At 66.5% G+C, this 23,096-nt stretch carries 15 protein-coding genes; 6 read left to right on the forward strand and 9 right to left on the reverse strand.

Features of this window, described 5'->3' with window-relative positions; genetic code table 11:
* The first annotated feature begins 58 nt into the window (after positions 1 to 58).
* Positions 59 to 475, forward strand: a complete 417-nt coding sequence (locus EDF39_RS12220) for a hypothetical protein (protein ID WP_123943549.1) — start codon at positions 59 to 61, stop codon at positions 473 to 475.
* A 140-nt stretch (positions 476 to 615) separates the two neighbouring features.
* On the opposite strand, the gene EDF39_RS12225 is transcribed toward EDF39_RS12220, so the two are convergent.
* A complete protein-coding gene (locus EDF39_RS12225; protein WP_199726242.1) occupies positions 616 to 2,433 on the reverse strand; it encodes a DEAD/DEAH box helicase in 1,818 nt (605 codons plus the stop codon).
* 55 nt (positions 2,434 to 2,488) lie between these two features.
* Between EDF39_RS12225 and EDF39_RS12230 the strand changes: the two genes are divergently transcribed.
* Positions 2,489 to 2,956, forward strand: coding sequence for a hypothetical protein (locus tag EDF39_RS12230; protein ID WP_123943551.1), 468 nt, complete (start codon positions 2,489 to 2,491; stop codon positions 2,954 to 2,956).
* Positions 2,957 to 2,963: 7 nt separating this feature from the next.
* Here the strand turns inward: EDF39_RS12230 and EDF39_RS12235 are convergent, their stop codons facing one another.
* From EDF39_RS12235 to EDF39_RS12250, 4 genes are all read right to left on the reverse strand, one after another.
* The gene (locus tag EDF39_RS12235; RefSeq protein WP_123943553.1) at positions 2,964 to 4,421 is read right to left on the reverse strand and encodes an APC family permease; all 1,458 of its coding nucleotides are present in this window, start codon (positions 4,419 to 4,421) and stop codon (positions 2,964 to 2,966) included.
* Between the two features lie 258 nt (positions 4,422 to 4,679).
* Positions 4,680 to 6,881, reverse strand: coding sequence for an ATP-dependent DNA helicase RecQ (locus EDF39_RS12240; protein ID WP_123943555.1), 2,202 nt, complete (start codon positions 6,879 to 6,881; stop codon positions 4,680 to 4,682).
* Positions 6,881 to 10,180, reverse strand: a complete 3,300-nt coding sequence (locus EDF39_RS12245; RefSeq protein WP_123943557.1) for a DEAD/DEAH box helicase — start codon at positions 10,178 to 10,180, stop codon at positions 6,881 to 6,883. The genes EDF39_RS12240 and EDF39_RS12245 overlap by 1 nt, the downstream gene beginning before the upstream one ends.
* A gap of 60 nt (positions 10,181 to 10,240) precedes the next feature.
* Entirely contained in the window at positions 10,241 to 10,900 is a 660-nt protein-coding gene (locus tag EDF39_RS12250; RefSeq protein WP_123943559.1) for a bifunctional 2-polyprenyl-6-hydroxyphenol methylase/3-demethylubiquinol 3-O-methyltransferase UbiG, read from the reverse strand.
* A gap of 125 nt (positions 10,901 to 11,025) precedes the next feature.
* On the opposite strand from EDF39_RS12250, the gene EDF39_RS12255 reads away from it, so the two are divergent.
* Entirely contained in the window at positions 11,026 to 12,654 is a 1,629-nt protein-coding gene (locus tag EDF39_RS12255) for a molybdopterin-dependent oxidoreductase (RefSeq protein ID WP_123943561.1), read from the forward strand.
* 528 nt (positions 12,655 to 13,182) lie between these two features.
* On the opposite strand, the gene EDF39_RS12260 is transcribed toward EDF39_RS12255, so the two are convergent.
* From EDF39_RS12260 to EDF39_RS12275, 4 genes are all read right to left on the reverse strand, one after another.
* Entirely contained in the window at positions 13,183 to 14,568 is a 1,386-nt protein-coding gene (locus EDF39_RS12260; protein WP_123943563.1) for a hypothetical protein, read from the reverse strand.
* A 30-nt stretch (positions 14,569 to 14,598) separates the two neighbouring features.
* The gene (locus tag EDF39_RS12265) at positions 14,599 to 15,309 is read right to left on the reverse strand and encodes an ABC transporter ATP-binding protein (RefSeq protein WP_158613228.1); all 711 of its coding nucleotides are present in this window, start codon (positions 15,307 to 15,309) and stop codon (positions 14,599 to 14,601) included.
* A gap of 68 nt (positions 15,310 to 15,377) precedes the next feature.
* Positions 15,378 to 18,032, reverse strand: coding sequence for a class III lanthionine synthetase LanKC (lanKC, locus tag EDF39_RS12270; RefSeq protein WP_123943566.1), 2,655 nt, complete (start codon positions 18,030 to 18,032; stop codon positions 15,378 to 15,380).
* 350 nt (positions 18,033 to 18,382) lie between these two features.
* On the reverse strand, positions 18,383 to 18,718 hold the full coding sequence (locus EDF39_RS12275; protein WP_123943568.1) for a hypothetical protein: 336 nt from the start codon (positions 18,716 to 18,718) through the stop codon (positions 18,383 to 18,385).
* A gap of 52 nt (positions 18,719 to 18,770) precedes the next feature.
* On the opposite strand from EDF39_RS12275, the gene EDF39_RS12280 reads away from it, so the two are divergent.
* From EDF39_RS12280 to EDF39_RS12290, 3 genes are read left to right on the forward strand one after another with little or no spacing between them, the layout of a single operon-like run.
* Positions 18,771 to 19,028, forward strand: a complete 258-nt coding sequence (locus EDF39_RS12280) for a hypothetical protein (RefSeq protein ID WP_123943570.1) — start codon at positions 18,771 to 18,773, stop codon at positions 19,026 to 19,028.
* The gene (locus tag EDF39_RS12285) at positions 19,025 to 19,480 is read left to right on the forward strand and encodes a hypothetical protein (protein ID WP_123943572.1); all 456 of its coding nucleotides are present in this window, start codon (positions 19,025 to 19,027) and stop codon (positions 19,478 to 19,480) included. Before EDF39_RS12280 ends, EDF39_RS12285 begins: the two co-directional genes overlap by 4 nt.
* 37 nt (positions 19,481 to 19,517) lie before the next feature.
* Positions 19,518 to 23,096 (forward strand): bifunctional RecB family nuclease/DEAD/DEAH box helicase, encoded by a 3,579-nt coding sequence (locus EDF39_RS12290; protein ID WP_233573187.1) that lies wholly within the window; start codon positions 19,518 to 19,520, stop codon positions 23,094 to 23,096.

Raw genomic sequence — 23,096 nt, forward strand, 5'->3', positions numbered from 1 at the left:
CGAGCCACCCCTGTGGAGAACGTCAGCCGACCGGCCCGGAGCCTGTCAGACTCGGTGCATGCCTTCTTTGACGTACGACGTGACCGTGAGCCGCGACGGCTCCGCCTGGCTCCTCGAGATCGCCCCGATCGGTGGTGTCGCCGAAGCCCGCTGGCTCGGCGAAGCCGAATCTGTGGCCCGCGCCTTCATCGCCGACTTCGAAGACGCCGACCCGGAGAAGATCGAGCTCGAGCTGACGGTCGTGTATCCCGGTGATGTCGCCGAGCAGCTCGACCGGGCCGAAGAGCTCCGGCGCACCTCCGACGAGGCGCTCGACGACGAGTGGGAGGCCCTCGGCCGAGCCGCACGCGCGCTCGACGACGAGGGCGTCACGCGTCGCGATATCGGCGATATTCTCGGGCTGGCTGTGCCGAGGGTCCGGCGTATTCTGCGCGGCGGGCCGCGCGAGAACCAGTCGCGGCAAGACGCTCAGTAGGGCTCGAAGCCGGGGCCGGCTGCCCGGGCGAGCCGTCGGATCCTTCGTTCGACCCGCAACGAAGACACCGCCTTCCGGCCAGAACACCGTCGAAAGACGGGGTTCCTGCCGAAAGGCGGTGTCGAGCTCAGCCGAGGGGCTTAGTAGCGGGGCTTGCGGGCCGGGCGCTCGTCGCCGTACTCGCGACGCGGGCGGTCTGAGCGCTCGGGGCGATCCGCTCGCTCGGTGCGAGCGCCGCCACTGCGGCGGTCGGGCCGGATCTCGATGAGCTTGCCGCTGATGCGGGTGTCGGTCAGGCGCTCCAAGACGCTGGGCGACATGTCGGCCGGCAGCTCGACGATCGAGAAGTCGGGTCGGATCGCGATCGCACCGAAGTCGTCGCGGCTGAGGCCACCTTCGTTGGCGAGGGCTCCGACGATCTGTCGCGGCTCGACGCGCTGACGACGACCCACCTCGATGCGGTACGGAGCCATCGGCTTCGTGGTGCGGGGGCGGCGCTCTCCGCGGTCTGCGCTGTCACGCTCGGGGCGGTCGCCACGATCCGGGCGGTCAGAGCGCTCGGGTCGCTCGTCGCGACGAGCGGCACGGTCAGCCGCCGGATCGAGCAGGAGCGGGGTCTCGCCCTGGGCGACGACCGCGAGAGCCGCAGCCACATCGGCCTCGGGTACATCGTGGTGCTCGACGTAGTGCGCGATGATGTCGCGGAACGCCGAGATGCGCGGCTCCTGCTCGAGCGCCGCGGTGATCGCGTCGTCGAAGCGGGTGAGGCGCGTCACGTTGACGTCTTCGACGCTCGGAAGCTGCATCTGAGTCAGGGGCTGGCGGGTGGCCTTCTCGATGGCGCCGAGGAGGCGACGCTCACGGGGCGTGACGAAGCTGATTGCGGCACCCGAACGACCGGCGCGACCCGTGCGGCCGATGCGGTGCACGTACGACTCGGTATCGATCGGAATGTCGTAGTTGACGACGTGGCTGATGCGGTCGACGTCGAGACCGCGGGCGGCGACGTCGGTCGCCACGAGGATGTCGAGCTTGCCCGACTTCAACTGGTTGACCGTGCGCTCACGCTGAGCCTGGGCGACATCACCCGAGATCGCCGCCGCCGAATAGCCGCGTGCGCGGAGCTTCTCAGCAAGCGTCTCGGTCTCGCTCTTCGTGCGGACGAAGATGATCATGCCCTCGAAGTTCTCGACCTCGAGGATCCGGGTCAGGGCATCGACCTTCTGGGGGTACGAGACCATCAGGTAGCGCTGGGTCGTGTTGGCCGAGGTCGTGGTCTTCTGCTTGACCGTGATCTCTTCGGCGTCGTTCAGGTACTGCTTCGAGATGCGACGAATCTGCGACGGCATCGTCGCGGAGAAGAGCGCGACCTGCTTGTCGTCGGGAGTGTCGGCGAGAATGGTCTCGACGTCTTCCGCGAAGCCCATCTTGAGCATCTCGTCGGCCTCGTCGAGCACGAGGTACTTCAGCTCGGAGAGGTCGAGGGTGCCTTTGGCGAGGTGGTCCATGATGCGGCCGGGGGTGCCGACGACGACGTGGACGCCGCGGCGGAGAGCCGACAGCTGCACGCCATAGGCCTGCCCGCCGTAGACCGGAAGAACATGGACGCCGCGCATGCCCGAGGCGAACTGCTCGAACGCCTCGCAGACCTGGAGGGCGAGCTCGCGGGTGGGCGAGAGGACGAGAGCCTGGGGCTTCTTCGCACTGACATCGAGGCGCGACAGGATCGGCAGCGCGAAAGCGGCAGTCTTGCCGGTACCGGTCTGAGCGAGACCGACGACATCGCGGCCGGACAGGAGCGTCGGGATCGTCGCGGCCTGAATAGCGGAAGGCGTCTCGTACCCGATGTCGCGCACCGCCTTCAGGACGGCGTCGCTCAACCCCAGATCCGCGAACGTCAGGGGGTTCTCGGTCGTCTCGGTCGCTTCGGCCTCGATCGGGGCATTTTCATCACTCACTGTATAGACCGTAGTCGCTCCCGGCCCCTCCCCGGCACGCCCCTATACTCCTGGCATGCGAATCGTGCGTAACGGCTACAAATTCCTCTTCCTTTTCGCTGCTTTCGTCGTGCTCGGGATCGGCACGACCCTCTTGGGCGAGGTGCCCTCGCTCGCGGTGGCCGCCGTCTGGATCGGTGTTGCCGTGACACCCCTCGTCGTGGTCATCGCCACCAGGGTCTTCCGGGTGCCGGAGGAAGACATCGTCAGCCCGCGACCGCTTTGGCGCATGACCGGTCGGCCCACCGCCGGCTTCGTCTTGGGCAGCGTCTTGGCCCTCAACATCATCGCCACCGTCTGGATCGAGATCTACGGTCGGACGATCGGCGCATCCGACTACTCGACAATCGACGGCCCCGGCGGATTGCCCGTGCTCATCGTCGACCTGCTCGTGTCCGCGGTGATCGCCGTGCTGTACTTCCGTTCGTCGATTCGCCTCAATCGGGAGGGCTCACCGGCCGCCGGAGCCGCTCCCGTCGGCTAGATCCGCTTCAGGTTGTCGTCGACGTCTCGTCTTGAGCGGCGGCCGTCTTGGTCGGCTCGCCCTCGAGTGAACCTCGGCGGCGCCGCACGACGAAGGTGACCGCCCACAGCACTACTCCGATCACCAGCAGCGCTCCGGCGATGCTGTACTGCTCGCTGCCGCGACCCGACGACCAGGGCAGGACGAGCCAGAGGCACGCGACGATCCCGATCACGGGGAGCACGGATCCGGCGTGGAAGTGCTTCTGCCGCACGGTGTCGCGACGGAGCTTGAGCACGACGAAGTTGACCACGGCGAAGACCGTCAGAAGCAGCAGCGACGTGGTGCCGCCCAGCACGGCGACGATCGGTGACTCGGGCGACAGCGACACGTAACCGATCAGCAGCAGGCTGAGGCCCGTGGTGAACAGGATCGACGCCCAGGGCGTCTGGTTCTTCGCGTGCACCTTCGACAGGAACCCCGGTAAGACGTTCTGCTTGGCCATGCCGTATAGCAGACGGCTGGCCATCATCATGTTGATGAGGGCGGAGTTCGCGACCGCGAACATCGAGATGAACGGCAGCAAGGATCCGATGGGAAACCCGGGTGCGGCCGTCTCGACCACTGTCACCAGCGGAGTCTCGTTGTCGGCCAGTTCGCCGATCGGCACGACCGCCACGGCACAAAGGGCGACGAGCACGTAGATGACCGCAGTGATGCCCAGCCCCGTGAGCATGACCCTGGGGAAGATCCGGCTGGGATCTTTCGTCTCTTCGGCCATGTTGACCGAGTCTTCGAAGCCGACCATGGCGAAGAAGGCCAGGCTCGTCGCGGCCGAGATGCTGAGGAGGAGGGTCTTGTCACCCGGCGTCTCGAACAGCACGACGCGCGAGAAGTCGGCGTTGCCGCCCGTGATGGCGTAGAGGCCGATCAGGATCACCATCACGAGCCCCGACAGCTCGACGAGGGTCAGTACGACGTTCGCCTTGACGCTCTCGGAGACGCCACGGAAGTTGATGAGCATGACGAGCAGCATGAAGCCCATCGCGATGAGCATGATGGTGCCGTTGCCGAGCTCGAAGTCGATGCCCACGGCGAGGTTCGCGGCGAACGCGCGCGCTGCCGTGGAGGCGGAGGTGATGCCCGAGCACATCACGATGAAGGTCACGATGAACGTGACGAAGTGGACACCGAATGCCTTGTGCACATAAAGCGCGGCACCGGCGGTCTGAGGATATTTCGTGACGAGTTCGAGGTAGGAGAAGGCGGTGACCAGGGCCACGCCGAATGCGATGAGGAACGGCAGCCAGGCGGCACCGCCGACTTCGGCCGCGACCTGCCCCGTGAGTGCGTAGACCCCGGTGCCGAGGATGTCGCCGACGATGAAGAGGAGGAGGAGCTTCGGCCCGATCGCCCTCTTAAGCTCGGTCGGTTGCTCGCTGTTCGGGGCCGGGCGGCCCGCGGGTGCCTGCGTTGTCGACGACATGAAAACCTCCGGAATCGGCTGGTGCTCGGGTCTTTCGGTTCACGCCATACTGCTGCCCGCCACCGACATTCGCCATGTCAGAGCCAGAGATTGCAGGGCGTGCAGACTTCAGCCAACGTCCGTTTCGGCCTGCGTCACACGCTGTCGTTCTGCGCGCCGCGGGGGCCTTACCGACGCGCAACGGACGGAGAGACGTGCCGCGGCGCGTCTCCGTGACCGTGCCACGTCTGCTGACGCACGCGTTCCCTGCGCGGGGGGTTACCCGACGATGGCGAGCGCGAACGGGAGTACGGAGTGGGCGCCCGCCGCACGAAGCACGCGACCGGCGACCGTCATGCTCCATCTGCTGTCGATGAGATCGTCGACGAGGAGCACCGGCCCGTGCTGCTCGGCCAGCGCGGTGGCGAGAGACGGCCCGACCTCGAACGCCCTCCAGACGCCGGCGAGGCGATAGACGCTGTTTCCGCCGCGCTCGCCGGGGGCGCGTGGCACCTGGTGGGTGATCTCGCCAGGGCCGTCCGCTCCTGCCCCGGCTCCTGACCCCGGCTCCTGCCTAGTCGAGCTCAACGTCCCGAGCAGCGGAATGCGGCCCACAGACGAAAGTGCCTCAGCCAGTGATGCCACGAGAAGCGGGTGTGTCGACGACGGCATCGCGACGATTCCTGTCGGTCGTTCCGCCCACGGCCATTCGGCCAGAACCCGGATGCACCCGTCGAGGAGGCCCTTCGTGAGGGGAACGTCGGGTCGGCCGGGGGAGAAGACCTCACGGAGGGTGGTACCCCAGCCGAGGTCGGTCAGTCGGGCTAGCGCTCGCCCGGGCTCGACGCGCTCGGCCGGGGAAATCTTGCCGCGGAGGCTCACCCCGGCTCGGTCGGCACCCGTCGGCCACTGCGCTCGCGGCTCGATCTCGACTCCGACACGATCGAGGGCTCCCGTGGCTTGATCGGAGGCCGAGGCGGCGACGTCGGTCGGAAACCAGACGCCGGCACAGACATCGCACCGCCCGCAGGGGGTCGCTGCGGGATCGTCGAGATCGGCTTGAAGGAGCTGCATTCGGCACACGGCTCCCTCCTGGTATCGGAGCATCGACTCCTGCTCAGCCAGCCGAGCTGCGGCGATGCGTTCATAGCGATCTCGGTCGTAGCTCCACGGCACGCCCGTCGAGATCCAGCCGCCCTGTACTTTGCTGACGGCCCCGTCGACGTCGAGCACTTTCAGCATCAACTCAAGGGGCGTTCGCTTGATGTCGACTCGAGCCTCAAGGGCCGGAGTCGAGAGCGGCTTGTCGGAGAGCTCGGCGAGGACCGCCGAGGCCCTCGCCTCCGACGGCATGGACGCGGTGGCGAAGTACTGCCAGATCTCAGCGTCTTCCCGCCCGGGCAGGAGAAGCACGTCGGCGTTGTCGGTGGCTCGACCCGCTCGCCCAATCTGCTGGTAGTAGGCCACCGGCGACGATGGCGCCCCCAGGTGAAGGACGAAACCGAGATCGGGCTTGTCGAAGCCCATGCCGAGAGCGCTCGTGGCGACGAGAGCCTTCAGGTCGTTGCTTTTGAGCCGCTGCTCGAGCTGTTCGCGCTCTTCCGGGTCGGTCCGCCCGGAATACGAGCGGACGTCGTACCCGGCATCGCGGAGCAAGCGGGCGGTGTCGTCGGCGGCCGAGATCGTCAGCGTGTAGATGATGCCCGAGCCGGGCAGCTCGCCGAGGTGGTCGACGAGCCACCCGAGCCGGTCGCGGCTCGACGGAAGCGTCAAGACACCGAGCCGCAGGGAGGCGCGAGCGAGCGAGCCCCTGATCGTCACGACCTCGGCGCCAGCGGCGAGCTGCTCCTCGACGTCGGCGACGACGCGCGCGTTGGCCGTCGCGGTCGTGGCCAGCACCGGAACCTCGTGCGGCAGAGTGCGAATGAGCTCGGCGAGCCGACGGTAGTCGGGACGGAAGTCGTGCCCCCAGTCGGAGATGCAGTGGGCTTCGTCGACCACGAGCATGCCGAGTGTTCGCAGCAGTTCGGGCATTTGCTCGTCACGGAATCGAGGGTTGTTCAGGCGCTCGGGGGAGACGAGGAGCACGTCGATCTCGCCCGCGGCGATCTTCTGCTGCACGTCGCCCCACTCGTGGGCGTTGGCCGAGTTGACGGCGGCCGCTCGAACCCCGGCACGAGCGGCGGCGGCCACCTGATCGCGCATGAGCGCCAAGAGAGGGCTGACGAGGAGGGTCGGGCCGGATCCTCGTCGCCGAAGCAGGAGGGTCGCAATGAAGTACACCGCCGATTTGCCCCAGCCGGTGCGCTGTACGACAAGCGCTCGTCGTCGGTCGGCGACGAGCGCTCGGATGGCCTCGAGCTGGCCGTCGTGGAAGACGGCGTCGGCTCGACCGGTGAGGGCTCGGAGAAGTTCAAGGGCCTCGGCATCAAGGGAGGTGGGGGTCGTGGCCGTCGCGGTGTCGGCAGAGGGCGTCGACATCAGGCCTCCAGCAGACCGCGGATGTCGTCGACGGTGAGCGCGCCACCGAATGCCGCCTCGTCGTCGCTCATCATGACGTCGAACAGCTTCGCCTTCGTTTCTTTCAGGGCCATGACCTTCTCCTCGATGGTGTCGTTGGCGATCATCCGGTAGACCATGACGTTCGACGTCTGGCCGATGCGGTGCGTGCGGTCGATCGCCTGGGCTTCGGAGGCGGGGTTCCACCAGGGGTCGAGCAGGAACACGTAATCCGCTTCGGTCAGGTTCAAGCCGAAGCCGCCCGCCTTCAGGCTGATCAGGAATACCGGGGCCGAGCCCGACTTGAACTCGTCGATGACTTCGCCGCGTTTGCGGGTGCCGCCGTCGAGGTAGGCGTGGGCAATTCCGGCCCGATCGAGTCGGTCTGCGACGAGCGAGAGGTACGACGTGAACTGGCTGAAAATCAGAGCACGATGACCGCCCGCCACGACATCGACGAGCTCATCGAGGAGAACATCGAGCTTGGACGACGGAATACCGCTGTATTTGTCGCCGTCGATCAATGACGCGTCGAGGGCGAGCATTCGCAGCAGTGTCAGAGACCGGAACACGATGAACCTGTTGCGATCGAGGTCGTCGACGAGATCGAGCAGCTTCATCCGCTCGCGCTGCAGGACGAGGTCGTAGAGCTTGCGGTGCGCCGGAGCCAGATCGACTCGCAGTATCTGCTCTTGCTTCGCGGGTAGCTCGGAGGCCACGAGCTCTTTCGTGCGACGAAGCATGAGCGGCCTTATTCGTCGCCGGAGTCGTGCCAGCAGATCGGGCCGGTCGTTCAGCTCGATGGGCTTGAGATACTCCTCGGTGAAGCGGAGACCTGTCGTCAACAGGCCTGGCGAGACCACATGAAAGAGCGCCCAGAGATCCATGAGGTCGTTTTCGAGTGGCGTGCCGGTGATGGCGAGTTTGAACGGAGCCTTGAGGTCGACGGCCGCTTTGTGCGCTTTTGACCGGTGGTTCTTGATCATCTGCGCCTCGTCGAGCACCAGGCCGCTCCACTCGACCTCTTGGTAGCGGGCGAGGTCGAGACGGAGCAGAGCGTACGAGGTGACCACGACGTCGTTGTCGCGGGCGATGTCGTCGAACCTCTGTCGGCTCTTGGCCACGGTCGACGTGATGCCGGTGACGCGAAGAGAGGGAGTGAAGCGATTCGCCTCAGCGACCCAGTTCGACACCACCGAGGTGGGGGCGACGACGAGAAAGGGGCGAGAAGGATCCGTCGCACCCGCCTCGGCGGAACGCGCCTTGGCATGGGCGATGAGCGCGAGGGTCTGAAGCGTCTTACCGAGCCCCATGTCGTCGGCCAGCACGCCGCCGAGCCCGTGATCGAGGAGGAACGCGAGCCAGCGGAACCCCTCGACCTGGTACGGACGGAGTTCAGCTTGGACCGCTGACGGAACGAGGATGTCGGCGATCTGTTCGCCCGCTGCGATTCGATTCAGGCCGTCGGCCGTCTCGCGCCATGATTCGGCCTGGTAGGTCTCGTCGGCGAGCTCCTCGAACTCCGACCAGAGGCTGGCCTGGTACCGACTTATTGTGAGCTCGCCCGTCTCCCACTCGTCGAGGGCCTCCGCCTCGGCGATGAGGCGCTTCAGCTCGTCGAAGACGGGCTGCTTCAGGGAGAGGTAGGTCTTGTCGACGAGGAGGAGCTTGTCGCGGCCCTTCGACAGAGCGGTGAAGAGTGGGGCGAAAGGAATCGTGCGCCCCTCGACCGTGACCATGACCCCGAGATCGAACCAGTCTCGGCGGTCGGTCTCCACAGTCGTCACGGCCAGTTTCGGCGTCGCAGTGAGCTCGCGGTAGTCGGGCTTCTCACCGAGCTGGACGATTCGGAGATCGTCGCGGGATTCGAGTACCGGAAGCACAGTCGAGACGAACTCGGCCGCATCCAGACCGTGCAAGACGAGTGCAGTCGGGGCGCCGCCGAGGTCGTCTTCGAGAGTCTCGGGCACGGAATGGGAGGCAAGCGGTTCGGTCAGCCCTGCTGCGATCCACGCCCAGTGGAGCTCGAGTCGGTCGCCCTCGGCGAAGCTGATCGTCAGCGTCAGCATCGGTGGCTCGATTTCGGGTAGCCGCACCGATGCGTTAGAGCTGACCACCGGAATTGCGCGCGACAGTCGCGGGTAGAAGTCGGTGAGGAACTCGTCGCGCCCCTCGGGAGGCACGTCGATCGCGCCCTGCGCTCTGAGGAGCGACCGCACCTCCTCGGTGAGATGCCCGGTTGGAGCGAGCACGAAGTGGGGCGCCGGGCTGAACGAGACCCTGTAGACGCCATGATCGGCGATGAGACCGAGCTCTCTCGCCGGCACGGTGAGGTCGTCGATGACAACGGCGGGCTCGACGTGGAGAGTGCCGGCCGCCACACCGGCCTCGCCCACCGGAATCGATTCGGCGACATCAAGCGTGACCCGACCCGACCCCGCCACCCCGACGTCGGTCTCGCGTTTGCCAGTGACGAGGTCGATGCCGAGCCGGGCCCCCTCGGCGAGGAGCGGCCAGAGAAGCGGGCTTGCGAAATCGTCGAGGTAGAGCCAGTCAGCCTCGCCGGGCACGTAGGCGTCGCGCGCGGAACGGTGAAGCGACTGGAACTGCCCGAACCATCGGTGCTGCTCCGCACTGACCCCGAGGCGGTTCAGTGAATAGGGCAGGGTCGTCCATGTCAGATTGCTTCGCGTCCAGTTGCCAGCCGCGCTCTTCGTGACGGGCCGCATACCGAGACGGAGGGAGGCGCTCGCCGAAACGGCGCTCCGCGCCGAAGCCGCCCTCGAGGTCGGGGCGCCCCAGCGCGCCGAGTGACTGCGCGACCTCTCGCGCAATTCAAATTGGAGGCCCATCGGGGTCGCCGGTGCGCTGAGCGGAGACGTGCCCCGGGTCAGGGCACCGAGAGCCGTTCGCCAGACGGGTGCGGCCTCGGTGGGGAGCGCAACGGCCGTGCTGGTCAGCTGCGAGGACTCGAGGACTTTCGTGGCATTCGTCGCGAGCACGAGGGCCGCGACGTGCTTGCAGGCTCCGCCCACAGGGCACGAGCAACTACTGGCGCCGGGTCGGCCGTAGTCGCCGCGAAGGGGTGTCAGAGTGACGGCGGCCTCGTAGGGCGCCGGATCGCCGCCTCGAACGGAGCCCGTCAGCAGATGATCGTCGGCGTTCCACTCGGTGGTCTCGACGCGGTGCTCGCGAACGTAGCTCTTGGCGCGCTCGAACGCGGGACGACCGACGAGGCGGATGACGTCGGTGGCGTCGACGAGTGGGGCAACAGCGAGCATGCGACAAGTCTCGCAGGCGCCCCCGACACCGTCGGAGCCCCGAGCGAATCTGTGGAGAAGTCAGACGAGACGTCGGGCCATGAGCACTTCGTCGCTCCCTTCACGGGACGGGTGCGGTTGCAGACCGGCCTCCACGACGGTCCAGTCGGTCGGCTCGAGAAGCTCGGCCAGTTTCGCGGCCGCTACGAAGTAGTCCGGGCCCATCGCGGAGTGGCCGTTCGCTTCGTGTGCCACCACGAGCAACGTACCCCCGGGGGCCACCGACGCCGCCAGGCGCTTCACGAAGGGCACGAGGTCGGCCGACGGAAAGTGCGAGTACTGCGACGACACGAGATCGAAAGTGCGCTCGGGAGGCGCCCACTCGAGCACATCGGCCTGCTTCCATTCGATGCGCGCAGCGACCACGCCGTCCGCTGCGATCACCGCCGCGGAGCGATCGAGGGCCACACTCGAGATGTCGGTCGCCGTCACCCGCCAGGAGTGGCGGGCGAGCCAGATCGCGTCGGCTCCCTCACCGCTCCCGATGTCGAGCGCGACACCAGGATCCAACGCCTCGACAACGCGAACCAGGTGCGGATTCGGGTTTCCGCTCCACACCCTCGTGTGTTCGGAGTAGCGGTCATCCCAGAAGCGCTTGTCGAACGGCCCCGTCCATTCCTCCGGGATCGTCATGCCGTGCCGGTGGTCGGTCGATTCGGACGCTTCGCGATCAAGAGACATGGAGGAAGTCTTGCCTGCCACGACTCCGCCGACCAAGGCTCCTTGCTGAAAGAGCAAGATCTCGCGGGAGCTCGGCTGTGGAGAACTCCAGCGAGTTTTCTGCAGCCAGGCTTACTCTCACTCTTATGACCTCACGCCTCGCCGCCCCACCGGCGACCCCGCTTCCTACCCGAGCTGGGCTTCGCTCCTCACGGTGGTGGGCCGCTGCGTCCGGCGTCGTGGCGCTCGCCGCCTTCCTGGGCTCGGCCGAGGCCGTGGCCGTCGTGGTCGGAGCTCGTTCCAGCCCACTCATCGCAGTCGGGGGCGCCGTCATCGATCTCGCACCGCCCGCAGCGAAGAACGCGATGGTCGATCTGTTCGGCACGGGCGACAAGGCAGCGCTGTTCGTTCTCATGGGGGTGCTGCTGGTGGTCATCACCGCAGCGGCCGGAATCCTCGAGCGGGCTCGTTTTCCTTTCGGGCGGCTCGTCTTCGCTCTTGGCGGAGTGCTCGCCATCTTCGCGGTCCGGACGCGCGCTGACGCCAGCGACTTCGACGTGGTGCCCGCGGCGGTGGGCACCGTGGTGGCCATCCTGGTCTTGCGCGCGCTCATCGGAAAGCTGTTCCGCTGGGACGCAGCGAGTCGATCCCAGTCGGGAGGCAGTGAGAACGCGGAGCTCAGGCCGCCTCTTCGCTCGACCCCGCTCGAACGACGTTCGTTTTTGCTCGTGACCTTCGTCGCTGCGGCAGCCTCCGTCGTCGTCGGAAGCGGGGCCCGTCTCATCAATGCAACAGCCGTGAACGCGGCCGCGCTCCGTGACTCGGTCCGGCTCCCTCGACCGGCGACTGCCGCGTCGGCGGTCCCCTCGGGGGCATCCCTCGACGTGGCCGGCATCACGAGCTACGTGACGCCGAACGCCGACTTCTATCGAATCGACACTGCTTTATCGGTGCCCCAGATCGATCCGGCGAAGTGGTCGCTCGAGATCTCCGGTTTGGTCGATACTCCGGTAACGCTCACGTGGCAGCAACTGCTCGATCTTCCGCTCGTCGAACACATGGCCACTCTGAGTTGTGTCTCGAACGACGTCGGGGGTGACCTCATCGGCAATGCGCTGTGGCTCGGTTACCCGATCCGCGAGCTGCTCAAGCGGGCCGGAGTGCAGGAGTCCGCCGACATGGTGCTGTCGACCAGCATCGACGGCTTCACCGCGGGCACCCCCCTCTCGGTGCTCCAAGATCCACAGACACAGGCACTTCTCGCCATCGGCATGAACGGTGAGCCGCTCCCGGTCGAGCACGGCTTTCCCGTGCGCATGGTCGTTCCCGGGCTCTTCGGCTATGTCTCCGCTACGAAGTGGGTCACTTCACTCCGGGTCACCCGCTTTGCAGACGAGAAGGCGTACTGGTCGACCCGAGGGTGGGACGAAAAAGGCCCGGTCAAACTCGAGTCACGCATCGACACGCCTTCCGGCGGTGCCTCGGTCGCGGTCGGCGCCGTTCCGATCGCGGGGGTCGCGTGGGAGCCCCACACAGGAGTGGAGCGGGTCGAGGTCCGCATCGACAGCGGTGCTTGGCAGACGGCTGAGCTGGCTGACTCCGTGTCGGATGACACCTGGCGACAGTGGGTCTATCGCTGGCAGGCACAAGCGGGTAACCACCGGATCCAGGTGAGAGCAACATCCAAAGACGGGCGCGTGCAAAAGGCCAAGTATCTTCCTCCCGCTCCAAACGGTGCCGAGGGGTGGGACGAAGTGACGGTGACAGTCGCCTAGTTCCCTAGGGACGTACCCGTAGTGGTGCTGACGCGCTGGTGACGCTGAGGAGATCAGGGAACTACCGCACCGCGACGAGCAGGCTTGCGAAGGTCAGCGTTCCGAATGCGCCAAGTGCGACCAGCGCCGAGCAGACTATGGTGACCACTCGCTGTCGACGACGTTCAGACATTCGCGCCAACCGGCGAGTCGCCGACTCAGCAGCCGCACTCGTCGAAAGGACCTCGAGCCCGGAAAGTGCGCGCTCCGAAAAGGTGGCCGGTCGCTCTTGTGCTGAAGCACGCTGGCTCTTCGCGATCGTTCCCCGGTGGTGCTGCATCGAGATGCTCATGAGTGCCTCTACTCGTTGACTGGTGTGATCTATCAGGTGATTCGGAGCATCCACAGATCCGGGTTGGTTCTAGTGACGCCGGGCTCTCAGACCGACATGGCTCTCCTCCGAATCGGGCGTGCTGCAAGCGGGCCCCTTCGGAACCACCGGACCACCGAATCTGGCCCCATGAAGGAGTGGGGGAGTGCGGGGTGTCTTTACCGGTGAGCGTCACGCCCGCCGCGTACCCATTGACTCGGTGTGACGTGCGCGCCAAGTACCGCAACCGCGTTCGCCACCGTGACCAGAGCTGCAGCCACGATGAGGGGTCGCGCGTCGGGAGGAGTCGGGGTGATAAGCACGCCGAGGAACGGGGCCACGAGCGCTGCGGTCGTGACCGAGAGCGCCCAAATACCGAGAGCGGGAAGAAGCGCCGTGATCGTGTAAATGACGACCTTGAAGAGGTCGAGGGAGAGCCGTTGGATGGTCGATGCGCCCATGTCGGCGAGAAGGTGGCTGTCATGCTCCTCAGCGGCCCGCCCGATGGTGAGGGCGACGCCGCCGCCGACGAGCGCGACGACGGCGCTGGGCCCGAGGGTCCAGATGAGTTCTGCCCAGTGGGAGTCCGGCGGTGCGTCGATCAGGCGCGCCACGTCGACGGCACCCTGCACTGAGCCGACCAGGCCGATAACGAGACCCCCGATCACCACGGTCGTTGAAGCGACGCTCACCCGCTCGGCGGCGGCGTGGCGGGCTAAGTGCCACGTCGCACTGAGCTGGCGCGGCAGGCAGGCCGTCCAGAACAGGATGAGTCGCCGTCCGCTCGCGGGCATGACTATGGCCGCGCCGATGACGAGCCAGAGCGAGACGGAGGATGCGAGGGCGATCACCCTGAGCGCCGGAGTGATGCCGAGTGTGTCACTGATGGCTTCGGCTCCGGGCGGGCTGGCGCCGATCAGGAGCGCAGCGACGGTCGGAGGCAGCGTGAGAAGAAGAATGGCCCCCGCGACGAGCCACCGCACGAGGGGAGATGCCCGCACCTCTCGGTCTGTCTCACGAAGGGCCAGAGCGGGGCTGGTTCGCGAGGCGCTGAGAGCGGCGGGCAGCGTGGCGAGGCCGACAAGGACGATCACCAGGGCCGCGGCGATCGTTGTCGCGGAGGTTGTCACCCTGAGAGCCTCGGCTGGCGACGGCGAGCGGGGCAAGATACCGAGGGAGGCGTAGCCGGAGGTCACAGGAGAGACAAGGCCTGCGGCGAGGGGCACGGCGAGAAGCGCGCCGGCCGTGGCGCTCACAACGGAGCGAACGAGCAGAGTGTGGCTGACCTGCCGTGGGGTGACTCCGACGATCATCCAGGACACGAAGAGCCGTCGGTTCACCCTTACGCCCAGGCTGGCGGTCGAGCTGACCGAGGTGGCGAGAGTGAGCAGCGTGAACGCCGCGATCGAGCCGAACGCGCCCTGGCCTTTGGGCGCCTGAAGTGCTTCGAAGATCGCCGCACTGCCGACGAGCGAGAGGGCAAGCGTGCTCGCGAGAGAGATTGCAGCGATCGCGGCCAGAGACCGTGGATCGAACAGCACCTGGCGCCACGCAAGCAGGATCATCCTGCGACCCCGGTCATCCTGCGACCCCGGTCATTCCGGCCCCGGTCGCTCGGCACCCGGGAGCGAGGTCGGCTGTGGGGTCGATGGGCCGCGGATCCAGCGCTCCAGTGCCTCTCGACTGGGATCAACGGCGTCGACGAGGATGCGCCCGCCGGCGAGGACTATCGCCCGGTCGGCGCGCGCGGCAGCGGCGAGGTCGTGGGTGACTAAGGTCACAGCAGAGCCGGCTGCGGCTCGCTCGCGGAGAAGATCGATCGTGCTGGCCGAACTCACCTCGTCGAGGGCGGCGGTCGGTTCATCGACGAGAACGATTTCCGCCGGCGTTGCTAGCAGTCGAGCCAGAGCGACTCTCTGCCGCTCTCCTCCCGAGAGGGTCGCTGGCATGTCGCTCGACGCCCACGCCATTCCTACGGCGTCAAGGGCGCGTTCGGCTGTACGCAAGAGCCGCTTCTGCGGCACTCGATGCCGGAGTCGAGTCGGAAGCACGACATTCTCCCGACAGGAGAGTGCACTGAAGAGATTGTCGGCTTGAAGAACTAGTGCCACGTGGTGGAGGCGGAACGCGGCGAGCTTGTTTCGGCGAAGGCCCTGCAGATTCGCGCCGAGCAGCGTCACCGTGCCTCGGGTCGGACGGTCGATTCCGGCCAGGCAGGCCAGCAGGCTTGACTTGCCCGCTCCGGACGGGCCGATGATCGCGACCACCTCACCGGGAGCGATCGAGAGCGAGACGTGTGAGAGCACCGGTCTCGGTGGTTCGAGCTTCGTTCGGCCCGGTACCTGAAGGCAGAGATGTTCAGCAACGATCGCGGTCACCGGCTTGTCGCTCTCACAGGATTGCCCGGCAAGAACGATGGAAGAGACGCGAGATCACCGGTGAGGGCGGCGCGCGTCGCCGTGAGCGCGGAGAGCACGCCGGCCGTTCCCGTGCCCCAGTCGGATGACAACCGGAGGAGTTGCTCACCAGGGAAGGCAATTCCACCACCGTGTCGGATCGCATGGAGCCCGAGTGCGCTGGCATGCTCGCGGAGCGTCTTCGACGCGGTGTCGCTCGCGTGCCCCGATGCGATCAACTCGGCCAGAAACTGCATCAACCCGGCTCGCCCCGAAAAGAGACCGGAATTGATGGTGAACGCCGTCGACGCCGCCTGTTCGATCCCGGGGAGTGCAGCACGCAATCGTGGCGACTGGCACACGCGCAGCACGGCCAGAGCCGCGAGGCCGATACCCGTACTGCCCGAACCGAGGTACGGAAGAACGCGCGTGCCGTCGTCAACCTGGAGCGAATCGTCGGGCAGCAGTCGGCATCGGTCGAGATCGGAGATGACCAGCCGTTCGGCCTCTTCCGCCGCCAACGAGTCGTCGAAGCGCTCAGCGAACGCGGCGAGGAAGACGGCGACCCCCGACGCCCCTCGCAGAAGCCCCACGCGACTCGCGTCAGCGGAGCGAGTGTCGGAGACTCGTCGGGCCCGGTGAGCGATGGCGGTCAGAAGCTCGCGCTCGGCGTCGTTCGGTTCACGTGCCTGCGACAACAGAGCGAGGCCGATTCCACTCGCGCCGCCGAAGAGGTCGACACCGCACTCGAACGGATCGGCTCGAAGAACACGCGCACGGAGCCCGGGCTCGTCGGTGCCACCGGCAACGAGCGCACCGGCCAGTCCGCTCATCAACCCCGTCGGGAGAGAAGGATCCGGGAGCTCGCCGCGCAACCAGGCGCGGGCACCCCTGTCGTCGTGCCCCGCAGCCCCGAGTGCCCGCAAGACCCCCGTCACCCCGTGTGCCAGCCCGATTCGCTTCGCCCCGAACTGGTCGATGTCGCCGGGGTACCAGCGCTCGCCGCTGGTCGGTTCGGCGCTGGCGACGATGGACGTGGAAAGGAGCTCGTGCACCTCGTCGAACGCAGCGAGATCACCGCGGCTGAGCCCAGTGAATAGGTGAGAGATGTCGGGCCCCATGCCGGCGCGCGGTGGTCGGATGATCGGGTGCAATGGGGTTAGGTGCGCAGCGATCTGCTGGGCGCGCGGCTCGGAAAGCTCGAACTTCCCTCGGGCGACACTGAGGTGCAGTGCCGCCTTGGATCCATCGAGGTGATGGATGAAGGTGAGTGGCAGGAGTGCGCTGAGCCGCATCGCGGCCACAGCGTGGGCGTCGCGAGCGGGCCCCGTCACGCAGGGTGCCGCTGAGAACCCGGGGACACCCTGAGGTGATGGAGGAACTCGAGCGTCGATGGCGTGTGCGGATTCGAAATCGATGAGGGTCGTCTGGCCTTCGGGGGAGACGAGAATGTTTTCGGGGTGAACGTCGCCGTGAACGAAACCGGCTCGGTGGATCGACTCGAGAGTCTGCTGCACCAAGTCGAAGAGGCGGTCGGCCTCGTCTCGGTAGGCGATACGGTCGCGGACCGTCGAGGATGCCCGGAGGAAAGGGTTTCGGGAATGCAGGTGGCGGTTGACCGTGCAGCCCGGAGCGGCATGCAGGGAGAGAAACCGGTGGCCGCCCGACTCGAAGGCGTTTTCGAGACGGACTACCCCCTCGACGTGGGAAAGAGCCCGGATGACCTCCTCTTCTCGACGAAGACGTGTGACGGCGTCGTCGCCATCAGGGTCGAGCCCGGTGAACGGCCGTGCCTCTTTGAGAATGACCGGTGCACCCGTATCGCGCCGAGTGGCACGGTAGAGCCCCCCGGCCGCGCTGAAGCGAATGGCGCCGGTGACGTCGTATTCGGCGAGGTCCCCGGTGTCTGCATCGCGGACCTGTCGCATGCGCTCGGCAACCGCCTTGGGTAATGGAACCCACGACGGCGGTGCGAACGAGGGAGAGCGAACGTCGGGAACCAGGGTGCCATCGGGGGCTTCAACGGCGAGGAGGCGTGGCCGGTCGGCGCAGGGATCGAAGAAGGGGTCGCCGTGGGATGCGTCTGAGGCACCCCGGGCCCCTTGGGTGTCGGGGTCGTCGACATAGCGCTCGCGGAATCCGCCGAAGCGGAGGAAGACCGGAGCATCGTCGCTCCAGCGGAGATCGCCGAGGATACCTGGGCCCTCGAGATGAATGAGTTCGTGGACGAGTTCATCGAGAACCGATACCAGCTGAGTCTCGTCGGAGGGATAGACGGTGACGAACTTGCCGCTGGCCGTTCTCGGTGCGAGTTTGCCGTTCTGAGAGGCCAGGGCGGCCGGCCCGGGTGCGAATTTGAACGGGATGCGCCTAGCGGCGCAGACCTCGGCGACTCCCTCGAGGACGTCAGGCGCTGAAGCGAGAGTCGCGGAGCAATGGATCTTCCAGCCCTGCGGTGGCAGCTCATGGCCTCGCGGGCTGACGATCGTCCAGGTCTCGATTTCGTGGATGACCCACTCGCTCCAGTCGAGATAGATCGGCAGCCCGTAGTCGCGCGCGGGCCTCGTGCGCCGCTCCTCTCGGCCGTAAAACGGACTGCCGATCGGCAGAAACTTCAAATAGCGGTCGTCCATGAGCCTCACTCCTTGAGATCGGATCGAAGGCCTCCAAGCCGCGCCTCCTCGTCGATGGCCGCAAAGCTACCAGAAATTAGGTGTTTGACATTCGTGTTTTACACAACCTAAATTCTGTGGGCAGGACGTTCTGTCCGGCCGGGTACAGCCCGGTTTCTTCCGTACGAAAGGCATCACGAATGAACACATCTGATCTGCAGAACCTTAAGGCCGAGACGATCGACGACGGCGAAATCGGGCTCCTCTGGAGTTCGATCAGCCTCTACTTCTGCTCGTAGCGTGACGCACCGCCGTCGGCCAGGGCCTGCTGGCCGACGGCGGTGCGACGAGCTCTGGTGGGTGAGCCGCGATCAGTGATCTGAGGCAGGGGCTCCGGAAGTCGCAGCTCGAACGGAGCGTCGGCGGGATCGAAAGAGGGCTCCGGCAACCATCACGACAACTACGCCCACGAGCAAAGCAAACCCGGGCCCGGTCGTTGCGTCAAAGCCGCCGCCGGGAGTGTCGGATGCGTAGGACGCGGTCAGAATCCATGGCACCGAGACCGGGGCGTGGGTGACCCAGACGATCAGCACCAGCGCCAGCCCGATCGTGATCATGAAGAGGGGCGCGAGGATCAGCGCCGCCAATGTCGCAAGGGCCATTTCGCCGAGGATGGAGCGCCGGATCCTGGTCAGAGATTTCCACACCCGAATAGAGTATAGGAATATCTAATCCCTCGAAAAGTGGCACAGTTGTCTCATGAACGACGTTGTCCATTTTGTTCTCGCCGGGGTCTCATGCTCGCTCACGCGCCAGGATGTCGAGCGACGTCTCATTCACACCGACCCGGCGCCCATCACCTCGCACGCCGTCTCGATCAACGGCCTCTGGTACCCGGTCGGGCAGGCTCTCGAGGTGGCTACTGGGGTGGATCGGCGCAAGTTTCGCTCCCGCGAGGCCCGCCGGCATCTCACTCAGTTCGGATTCGAGCTGCAGAGTTCGGTACCGCGGCGATGACCGCGCAGGATCCGCGGAGCCGCGATCACCTCAACGTCTCGGGCGGGCCCGGGGCGGAGCCTCCCCGCCGGCGACGACTGACCTTCGCACGCGTGCGGGTGGTCGTTCTCGTCGGAGTCATGGCCCTTCTGATCGGCAGCCGCGCGCTCTTCGCCACGGAGCGGGTGCAGGTGACCTGGCCGGCCGTGATCTTGGGCTACGGCGTGCCGATCGCCGCGACGGCGCTGCTCGCCTGCGCCATGACGCGAAGGCCGGGCGATCGGCGATTCGATGTCACGGCACTCTCGCTGTCGTCGTCGGCGTTCGCCGTCCTGAGTTCGACGGTGAACGAACCGGTCGTGGTGACGCCGGCACTCGGCGTCGTCCTGTCGGTCGCTGCGACGATCTGGGCAACGGTGTCGCGGGGAGACCGGCGACAATCGAAGATCCGGGATGTCGGCGGTCGAAGGTAGCGTTTTCGCCATCAGACCACCGGGGCGAGGAGAGCAGTTGTACGTCGATAGTCAGAACGACCGCGTCGTTACGAGCCCGACCGATCTCAGCGTGTGGGCGGCGTGCGAGTGGGGGTTCCTACGACGGCTCGACGCGAAGCTCGGGCGAATCGACGGAGCGCTGGACGAGCCCGACTCGATGCTGGAGCGCACTGCCGCATTGGGCATTGCCCACGAGGAGCGGTATCTCGAGGTGCTGCGGAGTCGGTTCGGAGCGGACGGCGTGGTGGAGTTCGCCGACCGGCCGAAACCAGCTGACTACGCCGCTGCTGCCGAGCAGGCACGGGAGGCGATGGCCCGCCGGGTGCCCGTTCTCTATCAAGCGACATTCTTCGACGGGTGGTTTCTCGGCTTCTCCGACTTTCTCGTGCTGAATAAAGCGGGAGAGTACGAGGTGTACGACACCAAGCTCGCCCGGCACGCGAAGATCTCGGCGCTCCTTCAGCTCGCGGGCTACGCCGAGCAGATAGAGGCACTCGGCATCCCGGTCGGTGACCGGGTGCACCTGGTTCTCGGCGATGGTCGCGTCAGCAGTCACGATCTGATCGACATCCTGCCGGTGTACCGGGTTCAGATCGAGCGGCTGCGCGGAGTTCTCACCGAGCGTGTGGTGGCCACCGACCCCGTCGAGTGGGGCGATCCGCGCTTCTCGGCGTGTGGCCGGTGCGTTCACTGCTCCGTCGAGGTGGAGCGCCACCGCGATCTCGTGCTCGTCGCGGGCATCACGGTGGAGCAGCGCAGGAGGCTCACCGAAGCGGGGGTCGATTCGATCGATGAGCTCGCTTCAATCGATGAGCTCGATTCGATCGATGGGGTCAAGGCCGTCGGCGGGTCACACCGACCGATTCCCGGCATCTCGCCGAAGGTGCTCGATCGCCTCGCCCGTCAGGTGAGGGCGCAGGTGGCGAGCGACGAGGTCCCACCGACTGAGGGCGAACGACCCGGCGAGCGGCGGCCGATCGTCGAGGTCGTCTCGCGAAAGGCGCTCGATGCCGTTCCCGCCTCTGACGACGGCGACATCTTCTTCGATTTCGAGGGCGATCCGCTCTACACCGAAGACAATCGCACCTGGGGCCTCGACTACCTCTTCGGGTTGGTCGACAACGACGACGCGTTCGTCGCGTTCTGGGCGCATGATGTCGCAGGTGAGCGACAGGCGCTCGTCGACTTTCTCGCCTTCGTGCGAGAGCGCCGTGCCAGGCACCCGGGTATGCACATCTATCACTACGCCTCGTATGAGAAGACGCACCTGCTGTCGCTCGCGGCGCGACACGGAGTCGGCGAGGACGAGGTCGATGAGCTGCTCCGGCAGAACGTCCTGGTAGATCTCTATCCGATCGTCCGGCAGGCTCTCGTCGTCGGGTCGCGGAGCTACTCCATCAAGAAGCTCGAACCCCTCTACATGCCGACGACGAGAACCGGCTACGACGTCGCAAACGCGGTCGACAGTATCGCCGCCTACGCGAACGCGATCGACGTCGTTCGTTCGGGTGACGTTGACGAAGGCCAGCGCCTCCTCGACCAGGTCGGCGACTACAACCGGTACGACTGCGTCTCGACGCGGCGGTTGCGAGACTGGCTGCTGACACTTCGCGGCGATGTTCACGAGACCGTCTCGACCGATGGGCTCTCCGCAACCGACCTCACCCTCGTCGAAGCGCCGCTGCCGCCCGAGCCCGACCCCGTCTTCGTCGCCCTCATGGCACTCGTCGAGGGTGTCGATCCCGCTCAACGCACGGCAGACCAGACCGCCATAGCCCTTGCGGCCAGCGCCATCGACTACCACCGTCGCGAAGCAAAGAAATCCTGGCAGGAGCACTTCAACCGCCTCGAGGCGGACATCGCCGATTTCGCCGACGACAAAGACGTCTTCGTGGTCGAGCGCGCCTCGGTCGAGGATGAGTGGGCGCCCCCCATCAAGCCGGCGAGAAACTGGTCGCGACACCTGCGCCTCAGCCTGCGTCCGGCGCCGGGAAGTCGCCTCGCGGTCGGGGCGAAGCCGCGGGCCCTCTACGACTTTCCACCCCCTCCGGGGATGAAGACGTCAGGCCCGGCATCGCGGGGCTTCACCGGGTCCATCGAGATCTCGGAGATCGTCGGAGCGAACGATGCCACGGTCGACACGATCGTTCGAGAGGTGCTTCCGAAGGGCGTCGACCCGTACGACGCTCTCCCGGTCGCCTTGACTCCGGGCCCGCCGATCGCGACGAAGGTGCTCAGCGGCGCGATCGCCGAGTGGGGGGAGTCCCTTCTCGACCATGATGCGAGCGACCTGCCGGCGGATCCTGTGCTCGATCTGCTGCGCCGGCGACCCCCGCGAGCGGTGATCGCTCCGATCGTGGGCGACGACACCGTCGGAGCAGTCGTATCGACCCTGCTCTCGGCCGAACAGACCTACCTCGCCATCCAAGGGCCACCCGGCACCGGCAAGACCTACGTCGGCTCGCGGGTGATCGCGAGGCTCGTCGCCGATCACGGGTGGCGCGTCGGGATCGTCGCCCAGTCGCACGCCGCGGTCGAGAACGTTCTCGACGCGGTCATCGAGGCGGGCCTCGATCCCGACCGGGTCGGGAAGGCGCCGAAAGACCCCGAGAGACATGCCTCGGGGTGGACTCCGCTCACGAAGAAGTCCGGTGAACTCGATTTTCTGAGCCTCGAAGGTGGCCTCGTCTTCGGCGGAACCGCGTGGACCTTCGCCGGCTCGACAGTGGAGCGACGATCACTCGACCTTCTCGTCGTCGAGGAGGCCGGGCAATTCTCGTTGGCGCCGACGATTGCGGCCAGTGTCTCGGCCGAACGGCTGCTTCTGCTCGGCGATCCCCAGCAGCTGCCCCAGGTAAGCCAGGGCACGCACCCCGAACCCGTCGACGAGTCGGCGCTCGGATGGCTTGCCGACGGACGAGATGTGCTCCCGGCCGAGTTCGGCTACTTCCTCGCCGAAACCCGCCGGATGGACGCTGCGCTCTGCGAGCCTGTCTCCCGGCTCTCCTACAACGGGGCGCTGCGCTCCAGGGCGCCGAAGCGGCTACTGGACGGCATCGAAGCGGGTCTTCATCTCGAGCCCGTCGAGCACCGCGGCAACACGACTGCTTCTCCCGAAGAAGCCGTGCGGGTGGTCGAAGTGGCACTTGATGCGGTGGGTCGCCGCTGGTTCGACGGCCCCGACGATGAGGTCGGGAGGCCGCTCGAGCCCCGCGACATCATCGTGGTCGCGCCCTACAACGCCCAGGTGCATCTACTGCGCGACGCCCTCGACGACGCTGGTCTGGGAGACACTCAGGCGGGGACGGTCGACATGTTCCAGGGGCGCGAAGGTGTGATTGCCATCGTCTCGCTCGCGGCCTCGTCGGGTAGCGAATCCGTTCGTGGCCTCGGATTCCTGGTGCAGCCCAACCGACTCAACGTCGCTCTCTCTCGCGCCCAGTGGGCGGCCTACCTCGTGGCGTCACCGGCTCTGCAGATCGGGCTTCCGCACTCGATTGCCGAGATGGCCCTCCTCAGTAGCTACGTGCGCCTGCTCGACGGAGCCGTCGCCAGCGAGAACCGTCGATTAGGCGAAGTTAAGCAGGGTGCTTAA

This window comes from Frondihabitans sp. PhB161, assembly GCF_003814635.1.
Lineage (GTDB): Bacteria > Actinomycetota > Actinomycetes > Actinomycetales > Microbacteriaceae > Frondihabitans.

What these genes read in the sequence shown, in the direction of transcription:
- lanKC (WP_123943566.1), bottom strand. Translation starts at nt 18,032, where the DNA reads ATGGACGACCGCTATTTGAAGTTTCTGCCGATCGGCAGTCCGTTTTAC.
- EDF39_RS12230 (WP_123943551.1), top strand. Translation starts at nt 2,489, where the DNA reads ATGCGAATCGTGCGTAACGGCTACAAATTCCTCTTCCTTTTCGCTGCT.
- EDF39_RS12260 (WP_123943563.1), bottom strand. Translation starts at nt 14,568, where the DNA reads ATGATCCTGCTTGCGTGGCGCCAGGTGCTGTTCGATCCACGGTCTCTG.
- EDF39_RS12280 (WP_123943570.1), top strand. Translation starts at nt 18,771, where the DNA reads ATGAACGACGTTGTCCATTTTGTTCTCGCCGGGGTCTCATGCTCGCTC.
- EDF39_RS12220 (WP_123943549.1), top strand. Translation starts at nt 59, where the DNA reads ATGCCTTCTTTGACGTACGACGTGACCGTGAGCCGCGACGGCTCCGCC.
- EDF39_RS12240 (WP_123943555.1), bottom strand. Translation starts at nt 6,881, where the DNA reads ATGTCGACGCCCTCTGCCGACACCGCGACGGCCACGACCCCCACCTCC.
- EDF39_RS12245 (WP_123943557.1), bottom strand. Translation starts at nt 10,180, where the DNA reads ATGCTCGCTGTTGCCCCACTCGTCGACGCCACCGACGTCATCCGCCTC.
- EDF39_RS12255 (WP_123943561.1), top strand. Translation starts at nt 11,026, where the DNA reads ATGACCTCACGCCTCGCCGCCCCACCGGCGACCCCGCTTCCTACCCGA.
- EDF39_RS12235 (WP_123943553.1), bottom strand. Translation starts at nt 4,421, where the DNA reads ATGTCGTCGACAACGCAGGCACCCGCGGGCCGCCCGGCCCCGAACAGC.
- EDF39_RS12285 (WP_123943572.1), top strand. Translation starts at nt 19,025, where the DNA reads ATGACCGCGCAGGATCCGCGGAGCCGCGATCACCTCAACGTCTCGGGC.
- EDF39_RS12250 (WP_123943559.1), bottom strand. Translation starts at nt 10,900, where the DNA reads ATGTCTCTTGATCGCGAAGCGTCCGAATCGACCGACCACCGGCACGGC.